This is a genomic window from Bradyrhizobium jicamae, from assembly GCF_018130695.1.
GTDB lineage: Bacteria > Pseudomonadota > Alphaproteobacteria > Rhizobiales > Xanthobacteraceae > Bradyrhizobium > Bradyrhizobium jicamae_B.
In genome coordinates this window covers 1-19462 of record NZ_JAFCJX010000029.1, presented here as the reverse complement: position 1 = coordinate 19462, position 19462 = coordinate 1, and the positions used below count along the sequence as shown (strand labels likewise).

Genomic DNA, 19462 nt, shown 5'->3' with positions numbered 1-19462 from the left:
TTCTTCTTTGTTATTGGTGGTCCTTATCCCTCATGGTGAGGAGCGCGGTTTCGCGCGTCTCGAACCATGAGGCCCGCGGCCCATCCCTTGAGACGCCGCTTGCGCGGCTCCTCGGGATGAGGGCGGAAGTTCGCTCATCCCTCTGCAAATCGCGGCGCGCGCTTCTCCATGTTGGCGCGGACGGCCTCGGTCTGGTTCGGGCTGCCGATCAGCTTCTGCTGCTCGACGGACTCCGCGAGCAGCGCCGGGCCGGGATCGACGGAGAGATTGTTCAGCATGCGCTTGGCGGCGCGGATCGCATCCGGGCTCTTGCCCGCGATTTCGCGCGCCACCTCGAACGCGGCTGCGCGCGGATCGTCGCAGATCCGGGTGGCGAGGCCGTAGCTCTGGGCTTCCTGCGCCGAGAAAATGCGGCCGGTGTAGGTGAGCTCGCGCAGGATGTCGTCACGCACCAGGCTCGCCAGGATCGGCGTGCCCGCCATGTCGGGCACCAGGCCCCATTTGATCTCCATGATCGACATCCGCGTATCCGGCGCGACGAAACGCATGTCGGCGCCGAGCGCGAGCTGGAAGCCGCCGCCGAAGGCAACGCCATGAACCGCGGCAATCACGGGTACGGGAAGCTGGCGCCAGCCCCACACCGCCTGCTGCGCAGCGTTCGCCTGACCATGCGTGCGCGCCGTCAGATCACGGTTCTCGCCGCCCGGCACTCCATTACCGCCTTTCTCCTTCATGGCGGCGAAGCGTCCCATATCGAGACCGGCGCAGAACGCCCTGCCCTCGCCCGACAGCACCACTACGCGCACGGATTTTTCCTTGGCGAGACGGTCGGTTGCGGCAACCAGGGCCGAAAACATCGCGGCGTCGAGCGCGTTCATCTTGTCCGCCCGCACCAGGCGGACATCGGCGATCCCGTCCGCAATCGATATCGAAACGCGATCTTCCATGGTGTCCTCCGCTTATTCCTTGAGTTGGCGCTTTACAGAAAGGCCTTCATTCGGTTTTAGTCAATCGACCAATTAACTCAATCCCGGGATGGAAACCATGTTCAGCGATCAGCTTCTCGCAGGGCGACGCATTCTCGTGACCGGAGGCGGCACCGGCCTCGGCAAATCCATGGCCGCCCGTTTCCTGCAGCTTGGCGCCGAGGTGCATATTTGCGGCAGGCGGAAAATCGTCTGCGACGAGACCGCGACCGAATTGATGGACGAGTTCGGCGGCCGCGTCGTCAGCCATGGCGTCGACATCCGCAACGCGATGGCCGTCGACGAGATGATCGAGCAGATCTGGAGCGACGGCCCGCTGACCGATCTGATCAACAACGCCGCCGGCAATTTCATCTCGCGCTCCGAGGAGCTTTCCGCGCGAGGTTTTGACGCCGTGGCGAATATCGTGATGCACGGCACCTTCTATGTCACGCATGCGGTCGGCCGGCGCTGGATCGCGGGCGGCCATCGCGGCAACGTGGTGTCGATCACCGTGACCTGGGTGCGCAACGGCTCGCCCTATGTGGTGCCGTCGGCGATGAGCAAGTCGGCGATCCATGCCATGACGATGTCGCTCGCGGTCGAATGGGGCCGTCACGGCATCCGCCTCAATACCATCGCGCCCGGCGAAATCCCGACCGAGGGCATGAGCAAGCGGATCAAGCCCGGTGACGAGGCCGGCGCGCGCACGAAAGCGATGAACCCGATGGGCCGCGTCGGCTCCATGGAGGAGCTGCAGAACCTCGCGGTGTTCCTGATCTCCGGCGGCTGCGACTGGATCAACGGCGAGACCATCGCGATGGACGGCGCCCAGGCGCTGGCGATGGGCGGCAATTTCTATCAGCTGCGCGACTGGAGCGACGAGGACTGGACCAAGGCCCGCGACTCCATCAAGGCGCAGAACGAGAAGGACCGCGCGTCGCGGGGGTGACCTCTTGCCCCGGACGCAGCGCAGCGCGCCGCGCTTGCGGCGTGGTGCGCTGCTGAGCCGGGGCCCATCTCGCCGCATCACCGCTGGGTCCCGGCTCTGCGCAGCAGCGCAAGAGCGCTGCAGCGCGTCCGGGACACGAAACCGTATAGCTCCCTCCCCATATTGTCTTTGCCGCCCGATCCCGTCACACTCGGCGCCATAAAAACAAAACGCCACGGGAGAGACATGTCCACAGCAGCGCCGCTGAGCAACCTTGCCGACATGGTGCGCGATCGCGCCAAACATCGCGGCAATGCGATTGCCTATGAATTCGAGGGCCGTCACACCAGCTTCGCCGAGTTCGACGTCAAGACCAACAAGGTCGCACGTGCGCTGATCGCGATGGGCGTGAAGCATGGCGAGCGCATCGCCTATCTCGGCAAGAACAGCGATTTCTATTTCGAGCTGCTGATGGGCGCGATGAAGGCCGGCGCGGTGATGGCGCCGGTGAACTGGCGACTGGCCGGACCCGAGGTCGCCTTCATCGTCGAGGACTGCAAGGCGCCGGTGCTGTTCGTCGGGCCTGAGTTCGTTACGCAGGCCAAAAATATCCGCGACAAGCTGCCGAGCGTGCGCACGATCATCACGACCGAGGGCGGCGCGCCTGAATGGCCGGACTTCGTGGCCTGGCGCGACGCGCAGAGCGGCGACGATCCGAACGTGCCGATCGCACCGAAGGACATCGCGATCCAGCTCTACACGTCCGGCACCACAGGCAAGCCCAAGGGCGCGATGCTGTCGCACGCCAACTTCCTCAACCTGGTGCAGACCGGCAACGAGGCCGAGAAACCGGAATGGAACCGCTGGACCACCGACGACGTCTCGCTGGTGGCGATGCCGATCTTTCATATCGGCGGCTCCGGCTGGGGCGTGATGGGCCTCTATCACGGCGCCCGCGGCGTGATCGCGCGCGAATTCGATCCGACCAGGGTGCTCGATTTCTTCGAGCAGTCCGGCATCACCAAGCTGTTCATTGTGCCAGCCGCGATGCAGTTCGTGGTACGGCAGCCGCGCGCCCGGCAGGTCGACTTCTCCCGCCTGAAATACATGCTGTACGGCGCTTCCCCAATCCCGGCGGCGCTCCTGAAGGAGTGCATCGAGGTCTTCAAATGCGGCTTCGTGCAAATGTACGGCATGACCGAGACGACGGGCACGATCGTCGCGCTGCCGCCCGAGGACCACGTCGAGGGCCTCGACCGCATGCGCTCGGCCGGCAAGGCGCTGCCGGGCATCGAGCTTGCGATCCTCGACCACGACGGCAAGCGACTGCCGCCCGGCGAGGTCGGCGAGATCGCGACGCGCTCGGGCTCCAACATGGCGGGCTACTGGAATCTGCCGGAGGCGACGGCGCGGACGATCGACAGTGACGGCTGGCTGCGCACGGGCGACGCCGGCTACATGGACAAGGACGGCTACCTCTACATCCACGATCGCATCAAGGACATGATCATCTCCGGCGGCGAGAACATCTATCCCGCCGAAGTGGAGAGCGCGATCTGTGATCATCCTGATGTTGCCGAAGCCGCCGTGATCGGCATCCCCGACGACAAATGGGGCGAGGCGGTGAAGGCGGTGGTGGTGATGAAGCCGGGCAAGAGCGCTGATGCGACCGACATCATCAACTTCGCGCGCGAACGCATCGCGGGCTTCAAGACACCGAAGTCGGTCGACTTTATTCCCGCGCTGCCGCGCAATCCGTCGGGCAAGATCTTGCGGCGGACTTTGCGTGATCCGTATTGGGCGGGGAAAGATCGACAGGTGAATTAAGCCCTCCCCCGTCATTGCGAGCGAAGCGAAGCAATCCATCTCTCAGCTTGAAACATGGATTGCTTCGTCGCTTCGCTCCCTTGCACAAACGCTTTGCGTTTGTTGCAGGCAATGACGATGTTGAGAATTGAAGTGCTCAAGCCTTCCCCGCCTTCTCCCGCATGATCCGGCGGCGCTCCTTGGCGTCGTCGGACCAGACTTCGTCGAGTTCATAGAACTCCGCATACGCCTTCGCGCCCGGCGGCAACGTTACCCAAGGCTGCTTGCTCGATGTGAAGATGTGCACGTCGGGCGGATATTGATGCGGATCGTCCATGGTGCCGACGCGGACGAAGCGCACGGCGGGGCCGGCGCCGGGATAGTTGCTCCAGACGGCGACCTTGCAGACCGGGCAGCGCGCGATCTTCTGGCCGCGGCCGCTGGCGGACGGCGTGTCCACGATCTCCGGCTCGGCTGCGATGTGCACGACGCGGTCGGCCTCGTAGAGCGCGTTCAGCGCATGCACGGTGCCGGTCTCGCGCTGGCACCAGCTGCAGTGGCAGGCATGGACGATCATCGGCTTGCCGGTCAGGCGATAGCGGACATGCCCGCAGGTACAGCCGCCTTCCATGCCGCTCTCCATCGTCAGACTCTTTGTTTGCGCATGATCTGATCGGAAAACCGCTGCACACTTTGCGCTAACGCGGCCCTTCGGGTCCGGATCATCCGCTAGTGTTTCCCCGCCCCCATATAGCCGAACAGGAATCCCGCCACCTTGCGCTTCTGGATCTCCTCGCTGCCTTCGGTAATGCGGTAGCGGCGGTGGTGGCGGTAGATGTGCTCGAACGGCTTGTGGCGCGAATAGCCCATGCCGCCATGCACCTGCATGGCGCGGTCGGCGGCCTCGCAGCACAGCCGGTTCGCCCAATAATTACACATCGACACCCGGTCGGACAGCGTATGCTCGACCTGCGCCTGCGTCAGTTGGTCCATCTCCCAGGCGGTCTTGCGGATCAAGAGTCGCAGCATCTCGGCTTGCGTCGCAAGTTCCACCAGCGGCCACTGGATCGCCTGGTTCTCCGCCAGCGCCTTGCCGAACGGCTTTCGCTCGCGCGCGTATTTGACGCTTTCATTGATGCAGTAGACCGCGGCGCCCAGCGAGCTCGCCGCTTGCCGGATGCGGTTCTCATGGACGAAGCACTGCGCGAGCGATAGCCCCCGCCCGACCTCGCCGAACTGCGCATCGTCAGGCACGAACACATCCGTGAACGACACGCGCGGATGGTCGGTCGGCATGTTGAAGGTCCACATATACTGCTCGACCTTCACGCCCGGCGACTTCGCCGGCACCAGGAAGCAGGTGATGCCGCGCGCATCGCCGTCATTGCCGCTGGTCCGCGCGAACAGCGCGCAATGCGTGGCGACATGCATGCCGGTGGTCCACATCTTCTCGCCGTTGATGATCCAGCCCTTGACGTTGTCGCGGGTGGCCGGCGCGGCCTTGGTCTCCATATGCGTCGCGTCCGAACCGTGCTCGGGCTCGGTCAGGCCAAAGGTGATGCGGTACTTGCCGGTGATCGACCCGTCGATCATCGCCTTCTGCTCGTCGGTTCCGTAGCGGTCGAGCATGGTGACGAGCGGCAGATTGCCGACGATCGAATGCTCGTTCTGCAGATCGTTGTGCAGGCCGAGTCCCTTCGCGGCAAAATGCTCGCGGATCACAGCCATCCAGAGGTTGGAGCCGTCCTTACCGCCATAGCGCTTCGGGATTGCGAAGCGGAGATGGCCGGCGGCGTCGGCCAGATTCTTGGCCTTGCGCAGCAGTGCCTCCCATTCGTGCCGCGGCAGACCGCCATTCTCGAAATCGGTGCGCGCCCATTCGCGGCGATGGTCGAAGAAGCGGATGTTGTCGTCGCGCTCCTCGAGCGGCTTGATCTCGCGGGCGATGAAGGCGTCGAGCTCGGCGAGATAGGCGACTAGGTCGGCCGGCAGATTGAAATCCAAGGCAGTCTCTCCCCGAAAGAACGTTGATTTCTGTTTTGTGTTTAGGCGCTATTCGTGGCGCATGTTCGGATCGATTTAGCTGAGATGCGCGTGCGCAAGTCAAGCAGCAGCGGTGACGCTTGCGCGCGCATGCGCGTTGCGGAATTGGATGGCAGGACAGCACGCGCACGCGCTAGGATATCGGCCATATTCTTCGCCACAGAAAAACGACGGGAGCAGACACGATGGGAGCGAATATGGACCTCAAATTCTCCAAGGTGACGCGCAAGGGCCCCATCACCATCGTCACGCTGTCGCGCCCGGAGGTCTACAACGCGCTGCATACCGACGCGCATTTCGAGCTCGACAAGGTGTTCGACGACTTCGCCGCCGATCCCGAACAGTGGGTGGCGATCGTCACCGGCGCCGGTGACAAGGCGTTCTGCGCCGGCAATGATCTGAAGTGGCAGGCCGCAGGGGGAAAACGCGGCTGGGACAAGAGCGGCTTCGCCGGCCTGACCTCGCGCTTCGACTGCGACAAGCCGATCATCGCCGCCGTTAACGGCGTCGCTATGGGCGGCGGCTTCGAGATCGCGCTCGCCTGCGACCTGATCATCGCCGCGGAGAACGCCACCTTCGCTCTGCCCGAGCCGCGCGTCGGCCTCGCCGCGCTCGCCGGCGGCCTGCACCGGCTGCCGCGGCAGATCGGGCTGAAACGCGCGATGGGCATGATCCTGACCGCGCGCCACGTCAGCGCAAAGGAGGGTCTTGAGCTCGGCTTCGTCAACGAGGTGGTGCCGCAGGGCGAGGCGCTGGCCGCAGCCGAGCGCTGGGCCGAGACGATCGCCAAAAACTCGCCGATGTCGATCCGCGCCTCGAAGCAGGCGATCCAGAAGGGCCTCGAGGTCTCGCTGGAGCAGGCGCTGGCCGAGCAGCGGGAATATCCGGCGGTGAAGGCGATGGCGGCCTCGCAGGATTACATCGAGGGACCGAAGGCATTTTCGGAGAAGCGCCCGCCGAAGTGGCTGGGGCGGTAAGGAGGTCTCGTGTCCCGGACGCGGTGCAGCGTGAAACGCTGCTCCGCAGAGCCGGGACCCATTTCGGATGGACCCCGGATCAGCAGCGCACCACCATAGTGCGTCAAAGACGCGCGTAAACGCGCTTTCGGTGCTGCGCAGCATCCGGGGAACGTACCCATAATTATTTCGCACCCAGCTCCCTCTTGTACGACGCATAGTTCGGCTGATCGACGGCGAGCTTGTCCATCGTGGTTTGCCAGAGATGGTCGGCGAGGCCCGGCGTCTGCAGATCGACCTCGCCTGCCGCGATCTTCTCCGACAGCGCGCGGTTGAGCTCCATCAATGAACCGTCCGCGCCGAGCAACTGCTTTAGCCGCGCGGCCTCGGCAGTGTCACCCGCTTCCGCCAGCGCGAGCTGCCGCGTCACCAGGTCGAGCGCGTTGATGCCAACGCGGAGCTTGAACGCGTTGTGGCCCTTGATCGCGGGCGTGATCTCGTTGCGGAGGAAATCGGCGACCGCCTTGATCAGCTCGGTGGGTGTCGGTTCGTCCTGCATGTCATCCTCCTTTTTCTGCGCATGATCTATTCCGAAAACCGGCCTCCACTTTTCGGGATCATGCGCGCGGAGCAAGTAGCCGGAGCAGATCGATCTCGGTCTCGGACGACCGCCGCCCGATCATCGCGCGCTCCATCGAATGATCCGGCCCCTGTCGAAATCGCTGCATCATGCCGCAGCACATCACGCCCCAGCGTAGCGTGCCCATCACTTCCCAGAACATCACACGATCAGGATCAGCCTTGCGGCCGGCTTCCTCGTAGCCTGCGAACAGATCCTCGCGGCTGCCGAAGCCACCGACCGGCTTGTCGATCTCGCCGAAGCGCCAGGAGTTGACGCAGATCCACCCAAGGTCCTCCATGGGGTCGCCGAAATGCGCGAGCTCCCAGTCGAGCACGGCGCGGACGCCGTCGGGACCGATGATGAGATTGCCATTGCGGAAATCGCCGTGGACCAGCGTCACCTCCGACGATGGCCCGGGATCGTGATCCCGGAGCCAGCGCAGCGCCAGTTCGAACACCGGGCGCGGCCAGTCAAAACTGCGGTACTCGCGCTCGAGATCGGCGATCTCCTTGGTCGCCGACATGCTGCGCAGCTGCGGCAACTTGGCCCGCGGCAGGCTGTGGATGCCGGCGATGACGCGGCCGAGCTGGCGCGCCAGGTTCGGACGCGCGCTGGCGAACTGCTCATCGCGCAAAATCTTGCGCGCGATGGTCTCGCCCTCGACGCGCGCCATGATGAAGCCGCGGCCGAGACCGTCCTCGGGGCGCAGCACATGCATCACCTTCGGCGACGGCAGGCCGGCGTCATGCGCAAGCTGCATCAGCACGGCCTCGGCATCGAGGCCTGCCGCGCGGCCGGGTGCGGCACCATAGCCCGGCGGCGCGCGGCGCAGGATCGCGCCGATGTTGCCATCGGGGTGCACGATATCGAACGTCCAGGTCTCCTGACTGGCGCCGCCGGAGAGCTTTGCGGCGCCAGTGACGCCGGTCGCGCCCGCACAAAAAGCGGCGACGCAGCGTCCGAGTTCGGTCTCGATCATTTGCCCTTGAACTTCGCGGGACGCTTTTCGAGGAACGCGGTGACGCCTTCCTTGAAGTCCTCGGCGCGGCCCGCGATCCGCTGCGACTCGAATTCGAGGTTGAGCTGCTCCTCAAAGGAATTTTCCGGACTATCCCAATAGAGCTTTCTGATCAGCGACAGCGCCACCGTCGGGCCGTTCGCCAGATCATGCGCGAGCTTCATCGCCTCCTCCATCAGCACACCGTCGTCATGGACGCGATTGACGAGACCCCACTCCAGCGCCTTCTCGGCCGGCAGCCGCTCGCCGAGCAACGACAGCTCGATCGAGCGCGCCTTGCCGATCAGCCGCGGCATCAGCCAGGTCGAGCCGCAATCCGGCACCAGGCCGATGCGACGGAACGCCTGCAGGAAATAGGACGAACGCGCGCACAGGATCATGTCGCCCATCAGCGCGAAGCTCATGCCGGCGCCCGCGGCCGGACCGTTCACCGCGGTGACGATCGGGCAATGCAGGTTGCGCAGCCGGCGCAGGAACGGATGGAACGCGGTCTCCAGCGCCGCACCCGCGTTGCTGCGGCCGGGCTTCTGCTGGCTGGTGTTGCGGCCCTGCAGATTCGCTCCGGTGCAGAAGGCACGGCCTGCGCCGGTGAGGACGAGGCAGCGCACCTGCTCGCGCTTGTCCTCGATCTCGTCCAGCGCTTCGGCGAGGCCGCCGAGCATGTCGATCGAGACCGCGTTCATCACCTCCTGATGATCGAGCTTGAGGATCGCGACCGATCCGTCGAAGTCGAGTGTCACGTGCTTGAACTGCATGGTTTCCTCTTCGGTTGTTTTCGGCGGCAGGTCGCCGCGATCGGTCGAATGCTGCTTCGACCCATATTTGATTTTTGCGCCGGGCTTGTCCATGGTTAGCCCATACATGATGCGCACGATTAACGCGCGCCAAACCAAATGGAAACCCCAATGAGTGGCATCTTCGACCTCACCGGCCGCGTCGCCGTCATCACCGGCGGCAATGGCGGTATCGGCCTCGGCATCGCGCAGGCCTTGAATTCCGCAGGATGCAATGTCTCGATCTGGGGCCGCAATGCCGACAAGAATGCGAGCGCCGCGGCCTCGATGGCTGATGGCCCCGGCAAGGTGGCAAGTGTGGTTTGCGACGTCACCGATCCCGGCTCCGTGAAGGCGGCGATGGCCGCCACGCTCGACACCTTCGGCCGCGTCGACGGCTGCTTTGCCAACGCCGGCATCGGCGGCGGCGGACGGCGCGCCTTCATCGACCGCACCGAGGAGGAATGGCGCAAGATGTTCGCGACCAATCTCGACGGCGTGTTCCATGTCTTCCAGGCTGCGGCGCGTCACATGACCGAGCGAGCGGAGGCCGGCGACAAGTTCGGCCGGCTGGTTGCAACGTCGAGCCTCGCCTCGCTGTTCGGCACCGCGCGCAACGAACATTATGCCGGCACCAAGGCCGCACTGAACGCGCTGTGCCGCGCGCTCGGCGTCGAGCTGGCGCGCCACGGTGTCACCGCCAATGCGATCCTGCCCGGCTGGATCAAGAGCGACATGACGGCCGGCATCATGGCCAACGACAAGTTCGTCGCCAACGTCATGCCGCGCATTCCGGTGCGGCGGTTCGGCGAGCCCTCCGATTTCGGCGGGATCGCCGTGTACATCATGAGCAAGGCGTCGTCGTATCATACGGCGGATTGTTTTGTGATCGACGGCGGGTATACGGCGTTTTGAGCCTGGCACGGAATTTATCCATCACCGTCGTCCTGGCGAAAGCCAGGACCCATAACCACAGAAATCGGTTGTGAACGGGATCGTGGCCCCAGCATCGCACAACAATTTGCATTTGTGGTAATGGGTCCTGGCTTTCGCCAGGACGACGGTGGGTATGTTGCGCGGTCAAACCACAAACACACCTCCGCAATCTCGCGGCGCAAATGCACCCGAGTCTTGCGTTAACTTGCCGCCCTCTTTGAACGGAGGGCGCAGGGAAAGCCGGGTGCACGCTTGCACCCGCGGTCCCGTGCGCAATGGTAGGTAGTGGCGCGCACGAGCATACAGGTGAAGCGGAGGCTCCCGGCTTCCCCTGCGCGATGGTTTACGGCTTATACGTGCTCTCCGCGGCGAGACCATGCTTGGTTGTCACCGTCATCCATGATCGGCTTTCGCCTCTCACGGGCTTGCCACCTGCATCGGGGCGGCCAGACCACACGACTTCGCCGTACGCTTCCTGCGCACTCGCCTTTTGCACAGTCCGCGTCCACCGCATCTCGACCCACGTTTGCGGCGATGGCGAAACGCCCCTCGTGTCGGGTGAGACAGCGTATTGATAGCACACCCCTTTACTTCCGTCAATACAAATTTTCGATATTACGAACATCGGCGCGTGCGCCGGCAGGCTGGGACGGAAAAACGGGAGCATTGCTGACGTATCCGCTTCCGTCGCGACCCAACTGCTGTTAGCGTTTGCCCACAATCAAGAAGCAACCGAGAGGACCGCAATGTTTTCGCACGTGATGATCGGCACCAACGACCTCGACAAGGCCAAGGCGTTCTACGACAGCCTGCTTGGCACGCTCGACGTCCGGCCCGCCCGGGTCGACGGCCATCGCATTTTCTACATCACCAAGACCGGCGTGTTCGGCGTCACCAAGCCGATCGACGGCAAGACGGCGACCCACGCCAACGGCGGCACCATCGGCTTTGCCTGCAGCTCGCCCGAGCAGGTCGACAAATGGCACGCGGCCGGCGTCGCGGCGGGCGGCACGCCGATCGAAAATCCGCCAGGCATCCGTGAGGGTTCGGGCGCCAAGCTGTACCTCGCCTATCTGCGCGATCTCGACGGCAACAAGATCTGCGCGATGCACCGCGTGGCCTGAGGATTGACACGACAGCGCTTCAAACAATGTTTGAAGCGCCCTCGTCATATTCCGCAATGCGGCACAGATAACATCGCAAAAGCGTGCTCGCACTTCGCGGCGCCCATGTTTATTGTCCGCCGCAGCGCGCTTGCCGCCGATGGGAGAACCAAGAATGAAACACGCCTATGTCCCGCGAACGACGACCTACAATCTCAATCCGGGCGAAGAGCTCAACGACTTGCGGATGTCCGACGAGGTCCGCCCGCTCTACGAGCACGTCAAGAAATTTATCCGCGAGACCGTCGACCCGATGTCGGTCGAGTTCATGCGGCTTGGCGAGGCCAAGAAGGATCGCTGGACGTTCACGCCCGAGCAGCTCGCGGTGCTGCAGAAGGCCAAGGACAAGGCCAAGGAGGAAGGCCTGTGGAATTTCTTCCTGCCCGATGACGAGACCGGTCAGGGCCTGAAGAACCTCGACTATGCCTATATCGCGGTTGAGCTGGCGAAGAATCCGCTGGCGTCGGAGACGATGAATTGCTCGGCGCCCGACACCGGCAACATGGAGGTGCTGGAGCGCGTCGGAACGAAAGCGCAGAAGGAGAAGTGGCTGAAGCCGCTGCTCGCCGGCGAGATCCGCTCGGCCTATGCGATGACCGAGCCGAACGTCGCCTCCTCCGACGCCAAGAACATCTCGACCACCGCAAAACTGGTCGGCGACGAGTGGGTGATCAACGGCGAGAAGTATTACATCTCCGGCGCCGGCGATCCGCGCTGCAAGATCATGATCGTGATGGTGAAGACCAATCCCGACGCGCCGCCGAGCAAGCAGCAGTCGCAGATCCTGGTGCCAACAGACACGCCCGGCGTCGAGATCCTCGGGCCCATGCATGTGTTCGGCCACGACCACGCGCCGCGCGGCCATATGCATCTGCGCTTCAACAATTGCCGGGTGCCGAAGGAGAACATGCTGCTCGGTGAAGGCCGCGGCTTCGAGATCTCGCAGGTCCGCCTCGGACCGGGCCGCATCCATCACTGCATGCGCACCATCGGCAAGGCCGAGAAGGCGCTCGACCTGATGGTGTCGCGCGGCCTGACCCGCGAGGCGTTCGGCAAGAAGATCGCCCATCTCGGCGGCAATTTGCAGATCATCGCGCAGGCGCGCTGCGAGATCGAGGCGATGCGGCTGATGGTGCTGAAGGCCGCCAAGGCGATGGATGTGCTCGGCAACAAGGAGGCGCGGATCTGGGTCAGCATGGTGAAGGCCATGGTGCCGGAGCGCACTTGCAAGATCATCGACCAGGCGATCCAGATGCACGGCGCCACCGGCATCTCGCAATGGAGCCCGCTCGGCGAAATGTACCAGGACGTCCGCCACCTCCGCTTCGCCGACGGTCCGGACGAGGTGCACTGGATGGTGGTCGGAAGGCATGAGCTGAGCATGCCGTAAGTCTTTCTTCCCCTTCTCCCCGCGTGCGGGGAGAAGGTCGGGATGAGGGGGGGGGTCTCCGCGAATCTGGTGGAAGACTGACTCGCGGAGAGTCCCCCTCACCCGAATCGCATCTGACGATGCGATCCGGCCTCTCCCCGCAGGCGGGGAGAGGCGAAGGCTCCACCAACCCAGAAGCATCCCCATGGAATACGCCCCGAGCGATCTCAGCCAGCGCGAGCGCTACAAGGTGCTCACCTCCTTCGTGCTGCCGCGGCCGATCGCGTGGGTGACGAGTCTGGGGCCGAACGGCGTGGTCAATGCGGCGCCGTTCTCGTTCTTCAACGTGTTCTGCGAGGATCCGCCGCTCTGCATGTTCGCGGTGAACCGCCGCCCGGGCGGGCAGGAAAAGGACACGCTCGCCAACATCCGGCGCACAAGCGAATTCGTGGTCAACCTCGCCGATGAGCCGCTGACGCGGGCGATGCATGAGAGCAGCGGCGACTTCCCGCCCGAGATCGGCGAGCCCGATCATCTCGGCCTCAAGCTTGCGCCATCCAGCAAGATCGCGGTGCCCAGGCTTGCGGACACGCCCTGGGCGATGGAGTGCAAGACCTGGAAGACCATGGAGGTCAACGGCGATCGCGTGCTGATCATGGGCGAAGGCGTGAACTTCTACATCCGCGACGAGTTATGGGACCGTGACGCCATGCGCGTCCACATGGACCGCTATCATCCGATGGGCCGCATGTTCGCCGACCGCTACTGCCGCACCGACGACCGCGTGGTGTTTCCGGCCGCCGAGGGCGTCAAGACCATATAGGAGCCGACCATGGCCGAGCCATTTCATGACAACGAGGCGCAAGAGCGCTTCGAACTCGACGTCGACGGCGTGATCGCCTTCGTCACCTATCGCAAATCGCCAGGCGCGATCACGCTGGTCCATACCGAGGTGCCCTCGGCGCTCGGCGGCCGCGGCATCGGCTCAAAACTCGGCCGCGCCACGCTTGAAGCGGTGCGTGCTCAGGGGCGCAAGCTCACCGTGGAGTGCGACTTCATTCGCAACTTCATGAAGAAGAATCCGGAGTACAACGATCTGCTGGCGGAAGGCGCCGATGCGCAGGACGAGCCGGCAGCGAGCTACAAGGCCAGTTGCTTCTGCGGCGCCGTCGAGGTCGAGGTGACCGGCAAGCCGGTGTTCGCAGGCTTCTGCCATTGTGCCGACTGCCAGGCCTGGTCGGCCGCGCCGGTGAATGCGTTCAGCCTGTGGAAGTCGGACAGCGTGCGGGTGACGAAGGGTGACGGCGAGATCGGAACCTTCAACAAGACCGAGCATTCGTACCGAAAATTCTGCAAGACCTGCGGCGGGCATGTGATGACCGATCATCCGCGGATGCGGCTGGTCGACGTCTATGCCAATCTCTTGAAAGGCTACGAACACACGCCGACGCTGCACGTGAATTACGAAAGCAAGACGCTGTCGGTGAAGGACGGCCTGCCGAAATATCGCGATCTGCCGTCGGAGCTCGGCGGCTCCGGCGAGAAGCTGCCGGATTGATGCGCCTAGCCCTCTCGCGTCACACTCGTACTAAACCCTCATCCTGAGGAGCCCGCAAAGCGGGCGTCTCGAAGGACGAGGCCACAGTCGGGCCTCGTGGTTCGAGACGCGCTGCGCGCTCCTCACCATGAGGGTGAGGCAGACAGGCTAGCCCGCCGGCCGGTGTGCGCGCAGGAAAGACCTGATCTGCCGCACCGCGAGCGGAACGCGCTCCTTCGGCTCCTTCCATGGAAACAGGCTGACCTCCGCCTTCGGCGCCAGCATCGCGGCTTCCATCGCGACCGCGTAAGGGTGTGCCGGGATGTCGTCGGGCAGGATCAGCACCGGCGTCTGGCAACCCTTCACGAAATCGCGGCTCACCGTGAAGACGAAGTCGGGATCGGTGCGGTACATCCGCGTCAGGAATGTCTCGGCCATCTCCAGGCTGATATCAGGCCGTTGCTTGATCAGCTCCGGCGCCCAGCCCTTCATGTTGTTGTCGTAGAAGAGATCGCGCATCTCCGGCCGCGAGCCCGAGGGCATCGCCAGCACGCCGGCGACGACGCGGTCCGGCGCGCGCTTGATGAGACTCCAGATCAAGGGGCCGCCGATGCAGAAGCCGAGCACCATGAACTTGTCGACGCCGAGATGATCCATCAGCGCGAGCTGGTCGTCGGTGTGGGAATCCCAGGGACGGTCGATCTCGAGCGGCCCCGTCGACTGACCGGGCGGTGCGTTGCGGAGATCGAAGGCGACGCAGCGATACTCATCGGAAAACTCTTTGATCGCGTTGAACGGCGGATAATCGCCGGTGATGCGCGTGATGTTGGAGTTCAGGCCGCCGCCGGCGATCAAGAGCAGCGGGAAGCCGGAGCCGGCTTCTTCGTAGTGGATGCGGACGGCGCCTTTCTCGAAGAAGCTCATGCGATGTCTCCCCTGCTTTTGTTTTTTATCAGGATGACCCTTTATCCGCGGGCTGGTTTCGCCTCTCCCGCTTGCGGGGGAGGCCGACGCGCTCGAAGAGCGCGGCGGGTGGGGGCTCTCTCCACACAGGGAATCCCAGCGCGGAAGCACCCCACCCCAGCCCTCCCCCGCAAGCGGGAGAGGGAGTAAGCACTACACCTTCTCCGGTTCTGCGATCTTGTCCTGCGTCTTGGTTTCGAAATCGCCGGCGTCGTGGCGCTCGTGGAGCTGGCTCGACGGCTCGCCCCAGGTGCGGTTGACCATGCGGCCGCGCTTCACCGCGGGCCGTTTCGCGATCGCGTCGGTCCAGCGCTGCACGTTCTTGTAGTCCTGCACCGAGAGGAATTCGCCGCTGGCGCCATAGAGCAGGCCCTTGGCGAGCGAGCCGTACCACGGCCACACCGCGATATCGGCGATGGTGTACTCCTTGCCGGCGAGATATTCATTGTCGGCGAGCCGGCGGTCGAGCACGTCGAGCTGGCGCTTCACCTCCATGGCAAAGCGGTCGATGGCGTATTCGATCTTGGTTGGGGCGTAGGCGTAGAAGTGGCCGAAGCCGCCGCCGAGATAGGGCGCCGCGCCCATCTGCCAGAACAGCCAAGAGAAGGTCTCGGCGCGCGTCTTGATGTCGGTCGGCAGGAAGGCGCCGAATTTCTCGGCGAGATAGGTCAGGATCGAGGCCGACTCGAACACCCGGATCGGCACCTCGCCGCTGCGGTCCATCAGCGCCGGGATTTTCGAGTTCGGATTGACTTCGACAAAACCGCTGCCGAACTGGTTGCCGTCGATCTTGATCAGCCAGGCATCGTATTCGGCGCCCTTGTGGCCGAGCGCCAACAGCTCCTCCAGCATCACGGTGACCTTCACGCCGTTCGGCGTCGCCAGGGAATATAATTGCAGGGGATGGCGGCCGATCGGCAATTCCTTGTCGTGGGTCGGGCCCGCGACAGGACGATTGATGCTGGCGAAGCGCCCGCCGCTCTCCTTGTTCCAGGTCCAGACTTTCGGCGGCTCGTAGGTATCGGTCACTGAAGTGCTCCTGATTGCGTTTCTTGTAGGGTGGGCAAAGGCGCACTTGCGCCGTGCCCACCGTCCGCGGTTTGCCGTATATGGTGGGCACGCTGCGCTTTGCCCACCCTACAAGCGCTCAGGACATGGCCACCTTCCGCTTCTGCTCGGCTCCCGCCATCACAAAGCCCTCATAGCCCTTGGCCGCGACCTCGTTGCAGATCTGCCGGTAGGGTCCGACACCGCCGATATAGGGCATGAAGATGCGCGGCTTGCCGGGAATGTTGGCGCCCATGTACCACGAGTCCGCCTGCGGATAGAGCGTGGCGGAGGCGACCTCGTTGACATGGGCGACCCATTTGTCCTCGGCGGCGCGCTCGGCTTCCATCATCTCCAGCGCGTTGGCGCGCATATAGGCGAGGCAATCGCTGATCCAGTCGACATGCTGCTCGATCGACACGATCATGTTCGACAGCACCGACGGGCTGCCGGGGCCGGTGATGACGAACAGGTTCGGGAAGCCCGATGTCATCAGGCCGAGATAGGTGCGCGGGCCCTCGGCCCATTTCTGGTTCAGGGTCTGCCCGCCCCGCCCGCTGATATCGATTTTTGCTACCGAGCCGGTCATCGCATCGAAGCCGGTCGCGAGCACCAAAGCGTCGAGCTCGTAATCCTCGCCGCCGCTGCGCACGGCGGTCTCCGTGATCTCCTCGATCGGATTGGTCTTGATGTCGACCAGCGTGACGTTCGGCCGGTTGAAGGTCGCGAAATAATCGGTGTCGATGCAGATGCGCTTGGTGCCGATCGGATAGCTGATCGGTGTCAGCAGCTTTGCGGTCGCGGAGTCCTTGACGATCTCGGCGATCTTGCCGCGCACGAAATTCGCCGCGGTGTCGTTGGCCGCCTTGTCGAGCGCGAGGTTGTTATAAGCGGACATGAAGGTGAGCCCGCCGCGCTGCCAGCGCGCCTCGAATTTCGCGCGCCGCTCGTTGTCGCCGTCATCGAGCGCGCCGCGATCGGGGATCTCGGTGTAGATGCCGTTCTTCGCCTCCTCGCGGGCGAAGCGCCGCACCTCGGGGTAATTGGCGCGGAACCAGTTGCGCTCCTCGTCGGTCAGCTCAGCGTTTCGCGCCGGGATCGAGAACTGCGCGGTGCGCTGAAACACCGTGACGTGCCTGGCCTGCTCGGCGATCACGGGCACCGACTGGATGCCCGACGAGCCCGTGCCGATCACACCGACGCGCTGGCCGGTGAAGTCGACCGGCTCATGCGGCCAATGGCCGGTGTGATAGATCTTTCCCGTGAAGCGATCGAGACCCTTGATATCGGGTTTGCGTGCATTGGAGAGACAGCCGGTCGCGAGCACGACGAAGCGCGCGGTCACGGTCTTGCCGTCAGACGTCGTCACCGACCAGATGTTGCCGCGCTCGTCGAAGACGGCGCGCGCGACGCGCGTGTCGAACTGGATGTCACGGCGCAGATCGAAGCGATCGGCAACGTGGTTGGCGTATTGCAAAATCTCCGGCTGCGGCGCGTAGCGCTCGGTCCAGGTCCACTGCTGCTGCAGCTCCTCGGAGAACGAGTAGGAATACTGCATGCTCTCGACGTCGCAGCGCGCGCCGGGATAGCGGTTCCAGTACCAGGTGCCGCCGACGCCGCTGCCCTGCTCGTAGACCCGCGCGGTGAAGCCGAGGCCGCGCAACCGGTGCAGCATGTACATGCCGGCAAAGCCGGCGCCGACTACGACGACGTCGTAATGGTCAGGCGTTGTGCTGGCGGCGGCGGATTGAGCGGACATGCGCGAAAACTCCCAAAGGATTCTTGTCGATTTGTCTGCGAGCATTCTCTGCGAATGGCGAAAGCGCAAGGGGCGAATGCGCGGGATCAGATGTGCATATTTTGCCGCGCGGAATGGTTGATACAAGACAGCGCCTGCACGCAACTTGGCCCGACCGAAAGCCGCTTGGCTTGGCCGGGCATGATGGGCTAGCGTCAACACATCAAACCAAGAAAAGCAGCGAGCGAAGCTGCCGCCGGGAGAGAACCGATCCATGAAATCACCGATTTGCGACATGCTGGGAATTGAATTCCCGCTGCTCGCCTTCAGCCATTGCCGCGACGTGGTGGCGGCCGTCAGCCGTGCCGGCGGCTTCGGCGTGCTCGGCGCGACCGCGCACTCGCCGGAGACGCTTGAACGGGAATTGAAATGGATCGACGATCACGTCGACGGCAAGCCCTATGGCGTCGACGTGCTGATCCCCGAGAACATCTCGACCGCGGGCGAGAAGGACGTCACCTGGAAGAGCCTGGAGAAGCGCGTCTCGCAGGAGCATCGCGACTTCACGCGCAACCTGCTGAAGAAGTACGACATCGAGCTGACGACGACCAGCGTCGCCGACAACCAGCCGCAGCCGTTCGATGCGGAGAATGCACTCGAATTGCTCGACATCTCGTTCCGTCATCCGATCAAACTGATCGCCAACGCGCTCGGCGTGCCGCCGAAGGCGATGATCGAGATGGGGCGCAAGCACGGCGTGCCGGTGGCGGCGCTGGTCGGCTCCAAGGAGCATGCGCTGCGCCAGGTCGCGGCCGGCGTCGACATCCTGGTCGCGCAGGGCACCGAGGCCGGCGGCCATTGCGGCGAGGTCTCGACCATGGTGCTGGTGCCGGAGGTGATCAAGGCGGTCAGGAAGATCCGCGACGTGCCGGTGCTCGCCGCCGGCGGCATCATGACCGGCGCGCAGATGGCCGCCTGCATGGCGATGGGCGCCGCCGGCGCCTGGACCGGCTCGGTGTGGCTCGCGACGGTGGAATCGGAGACGTCGGAGATCTTCCGCGAGAAGATGATCGCGGCGTCCTCGCGCGACGCGGTGCGGTCCAAGGGCCGCACGGGAAAACCGGCGCGCCAGCTGCGCTCGGTGTGGACCGATGCGTGGGACCGCGGGCCGGACAGCCCCGGCGCGCTGCCGATGCCGCTGCAGAGCATCATCAGCCGCGACGCCTTCAACTCGATCGACCGCGCCGCGGCGGCCGGCAACACCAAGGCGCGCGATCTCGTCAGCTATTTCGTCGGCCAGGGCGTCGGCCTGATCGACAGCGTGAAATCGGCTGGTGCCGTGGTGCAGGAGTTCAAGGAAGATTTCGTCGAGGCCGTCGAGCACATGAATGCGCTGGTGGCGGAGTAACGATTTGTAGGGTTGGCAAAGCGACTTGTCCGCCGTAGCTCGAAGAGCGAAGGCGGAAGCGTGCCCACCATCACGAGCACGCCGAGAATGGTGGGCACGGCGCAAGCGCGCCTTTGCCCACCCTCATATGGGGATTTGTGAGTCAAGGCCCTTCGATTGGCTTGAGTGAGGTTGGTACGGTGCGAGG

The 19462-nt window shown here is 64.2% G+C and carries 18 protein-coding genes; 9 read left to right on the top strand and 9 right to left on the bottom strand.

Annotated features, from left to right (window positions below):
• Positions 1-134: 134 nt before the first annotated feature.
• Positions 135-947 (bottom strand): crotonase/enoyl-CoA hydratase family protein, encoded by an 813-nt coding sequence (locus tag JQ604_RS32420; RefSeq protein WP_212364782.1) that lies wholly within the window; start codon positions 945-947, stop codon positions 135-137.
• 97 nt (positions 948-1044) lie between these two features.
• On the opposite strand from JQ604_RS32420, the gene JQ604_RS32415 reads away from it, so the two are divergent.
• Both JQ604_RS32415 and JQ604_RS32410 read left to right on the top strand, forming a co-directional pair.
• Positions 1045-1917, top strand: a complete 873-nt coding sequence (locus JQ604_RS32415; RefSeq protein ID WP_212364781.1) for an SDR family oxidoreductase — start codon at positions 1045-1047, stop codon at positions 1915-1917.
• 225 nt (positions 1918-2142) lie between these two features.
• Positions 2143-3723, top strand: a complete 1581-nt coding sequence (locus JQ604_RS32410; RefSeq protein WP_212364780.1) for a fatty acid--CoA ligase — start codon at positions 2143-2145, stop codon at positions 3721-3723.
• Positions 3724-3859: 136 nt separating this feature from the next.
• On the opposite strand, the gene JQ604_RS32405 is transcribed toward JQ604_RS32410, so the two are convergent.
• Both JQ604_RS32405 and JQ604_RS32400 read right to left on the bottom strand, forming a co-directional pair.
• On the bottom strand, positions 3860-4333 hold the full coding sequence (locus JQ604_RS32405; RefSeq protein WP_212364779.1) for a GFA family protein: 474 nt from the start codon (positions 4331-4333) through the stop codon (positions 3860-3862).
• Positions 4334-4431: 98 nt separating this feature from the next.
• The gene (locus tag JQ604_RS32400) at positions 4432-5706 is read right to left on the bottom strand and encodes an acyl-CoA dehydrogenase family protein (RefSeq protein WP_212364778.1); all 1275 of its coding nucleotides are present in this window, start codon (positions 5704-5706) and stop codon (positions 4432-4434) included.
• Positions 5707-5942: 236 nt separating this feature from the next.
• On the opposite strand from JQ604_RS32400, the gene JQ604_RS32395 reads away from it, so the two are divergent.
• Positions 5943-6722, top strand: coding sequence for an enoyl-CoA hydratase-related protein (locus JQ604_RS32395; RefSeq protein WP_212364777.1), 780 nt, complete (start codon positions 5943-5945; stop codon positions 6720-6722).
• A gap of 163 nt (positions 6723-6885) precedes the next feature.
• Here JQ604_RS32395 and JQ604_RS32390 read toward each other — a convergent pair whose 3' ends face one another.
• From JQ604_RS32390 to JQ604_RS32380, 3 genes are read right to left on the bottom strand one after another with little or no spacing between them, the layout of a single operon-like run.
• Entirely contained in the window at positions 6886-7260 is a 375-nt protein-coding gene (locus JQ604_RS32390; RefSeq protein ID WP_212364776.1) for a DUF6285 domain-containing protein, read from the bottom strand.
• A gap of 58 nt (positions 7261-7318) precedes the next feature.
• Complete coding sequence (locus JQ604_RS32385) at positions 7319-8302, bottom strand: phosphotransferase family protein (RefSeq protein WP_212364775.1); 984 nt, start codon at positions 8300-8302, stop codon at positions 7319-7321.
• Positions 8299-9096, bottom strand: a complete 798-nt coding sequence (locus JQ604_RS32380) for an enoyl-CoA hydratase/isomerase (RefSeq protein ID WP_212364855.1) — start codon at positions 9094-9096, stop codon at positions 8299-8301. The genes JQ604_RS32385 and JQ604_RS32380 overlap by 4 nt, the downstream gene beginning before the upstream one ends.
• Before the next feature lie 150 nt (positions 9097-9246).
• Between JQ604_RS32380 and JQ604_RS32375 the strand changes: the two genes are divergently transcribed.
• From JQ604_RS32375 to JQ604_RS42070, 5 genes are all read left to right on the top strand, one after another.
• Positions 9247-10029 carry an SDR family NAD(P)-dependent oxidoreductase gene (locus JQ604_RS32375; protein WP_212364774.1) on the top strand — a complete coding sequence of 261 codons (783 nt, stop codon included), beginning with the start codon at positions 9247-9249 and terminating at the stop codon, positions 10027-10029.
• 767 nt (positions 10030-10796) lie between these two features.
• Positions 10797-11174, top strand: coding sequence for a VOC family protein (locus tag JQ604_RS32370; RefSeq protein ID WP_212364773.1), 378 nt, complete (start codon positions 10797-10799; stop codon positions 11172-11174).
• A gap of 154 nt (positions 11175-11328) precedes the next feature.
• The gene (locus JQ604_RS32365; protein ID WP_212364772.1) at positions 11329-12603 is read left to right on the top strand and encodes an acyl-CoA dehydrogenase family protein; all 1275 of its coding nucleotides are present in this window, start codon (positions 11329-11331) and stop codon (positions 12601-12603) included.
• 184 nt (positions 12604-12787) lie between these two features.
• Positions 12788-13405, top strand: a complete 618-nt coding sequence (locus JQ604_RS32360) for a flavin reductase family protein (protein ID WP_212364771.1) — start codon at positions 12788-12790, stop codon at positions 13403-13405.
• A gap of 9 nt (positions 13406-13414) precedes the next feature.
• Entirely contained in the window at positions 13415-14140 is a 726-nt protein-coding gene (locus JQ604_RS42070; RefSeq protein WP_349631167.1) for an N-acetyltransferase, read from the top strand.
• Between the two features lie 147 nt (positions 14141-14287).
• On the opposite strand, the gene JQ604_RS32350 is transcribed toward JQ604_RS42070, so the two are convergent.
• The 3 genes from JQ604_RS32350 to JQ604_RS32340 form a co-directional block, all read right to left on the bottom strand.
• Positions 14288-15043, bottom strand: a complete 756-nt coding sequence (locus JQ604_RS32350; protein ID WP_212364770.1) for an alpha/beta fold hydrolase — start codon at positions 15041-15043, stop codon at positions 14288-14290.
• A 192-nt stretch (positions 15044-15235) separates the two neighbouring features.
• A complete protein-coding gene (yghU, locus tag JQ604_RS32345) occupies positions 15236-16111 on the bottom strand; it encodes a glutathione-dependent disulfide-bond oxidoreductase (RefSeq protein ID WP_212364769.1) in 876 nt (291 codons plus the stop codon).
• A gap of 118 nt (positions 16112-16229) precedes the next feature.
• Entirely contained in the window at positions 16230-17888 is a 1659-nt protein-coding gene (locus JQ604_RS32340) for a flavin-containing monooxygenase (protein WP_212364768.1), read from the bottom strand.
• Between the two features lie 253 nt (positions 17889-18141).
• On the opposite strand from JQ604_RS32340, the gene JQ604_RS32335 reads away from it, so the two are divergent.
• Positions 18142-19275: a nitronate monooxygenase gene (locus tag JQ604_RS32335; RefSeq protein ID WP_212364767.1), complete on the top strand. Its 1134-nt coding sequence runs from the start codon at positions 18142-18144 to the stop codon at positions 19273-19275.
• The last annotated feature ends 187 nt before the right edge of the window (positions 19276-19462 follow it).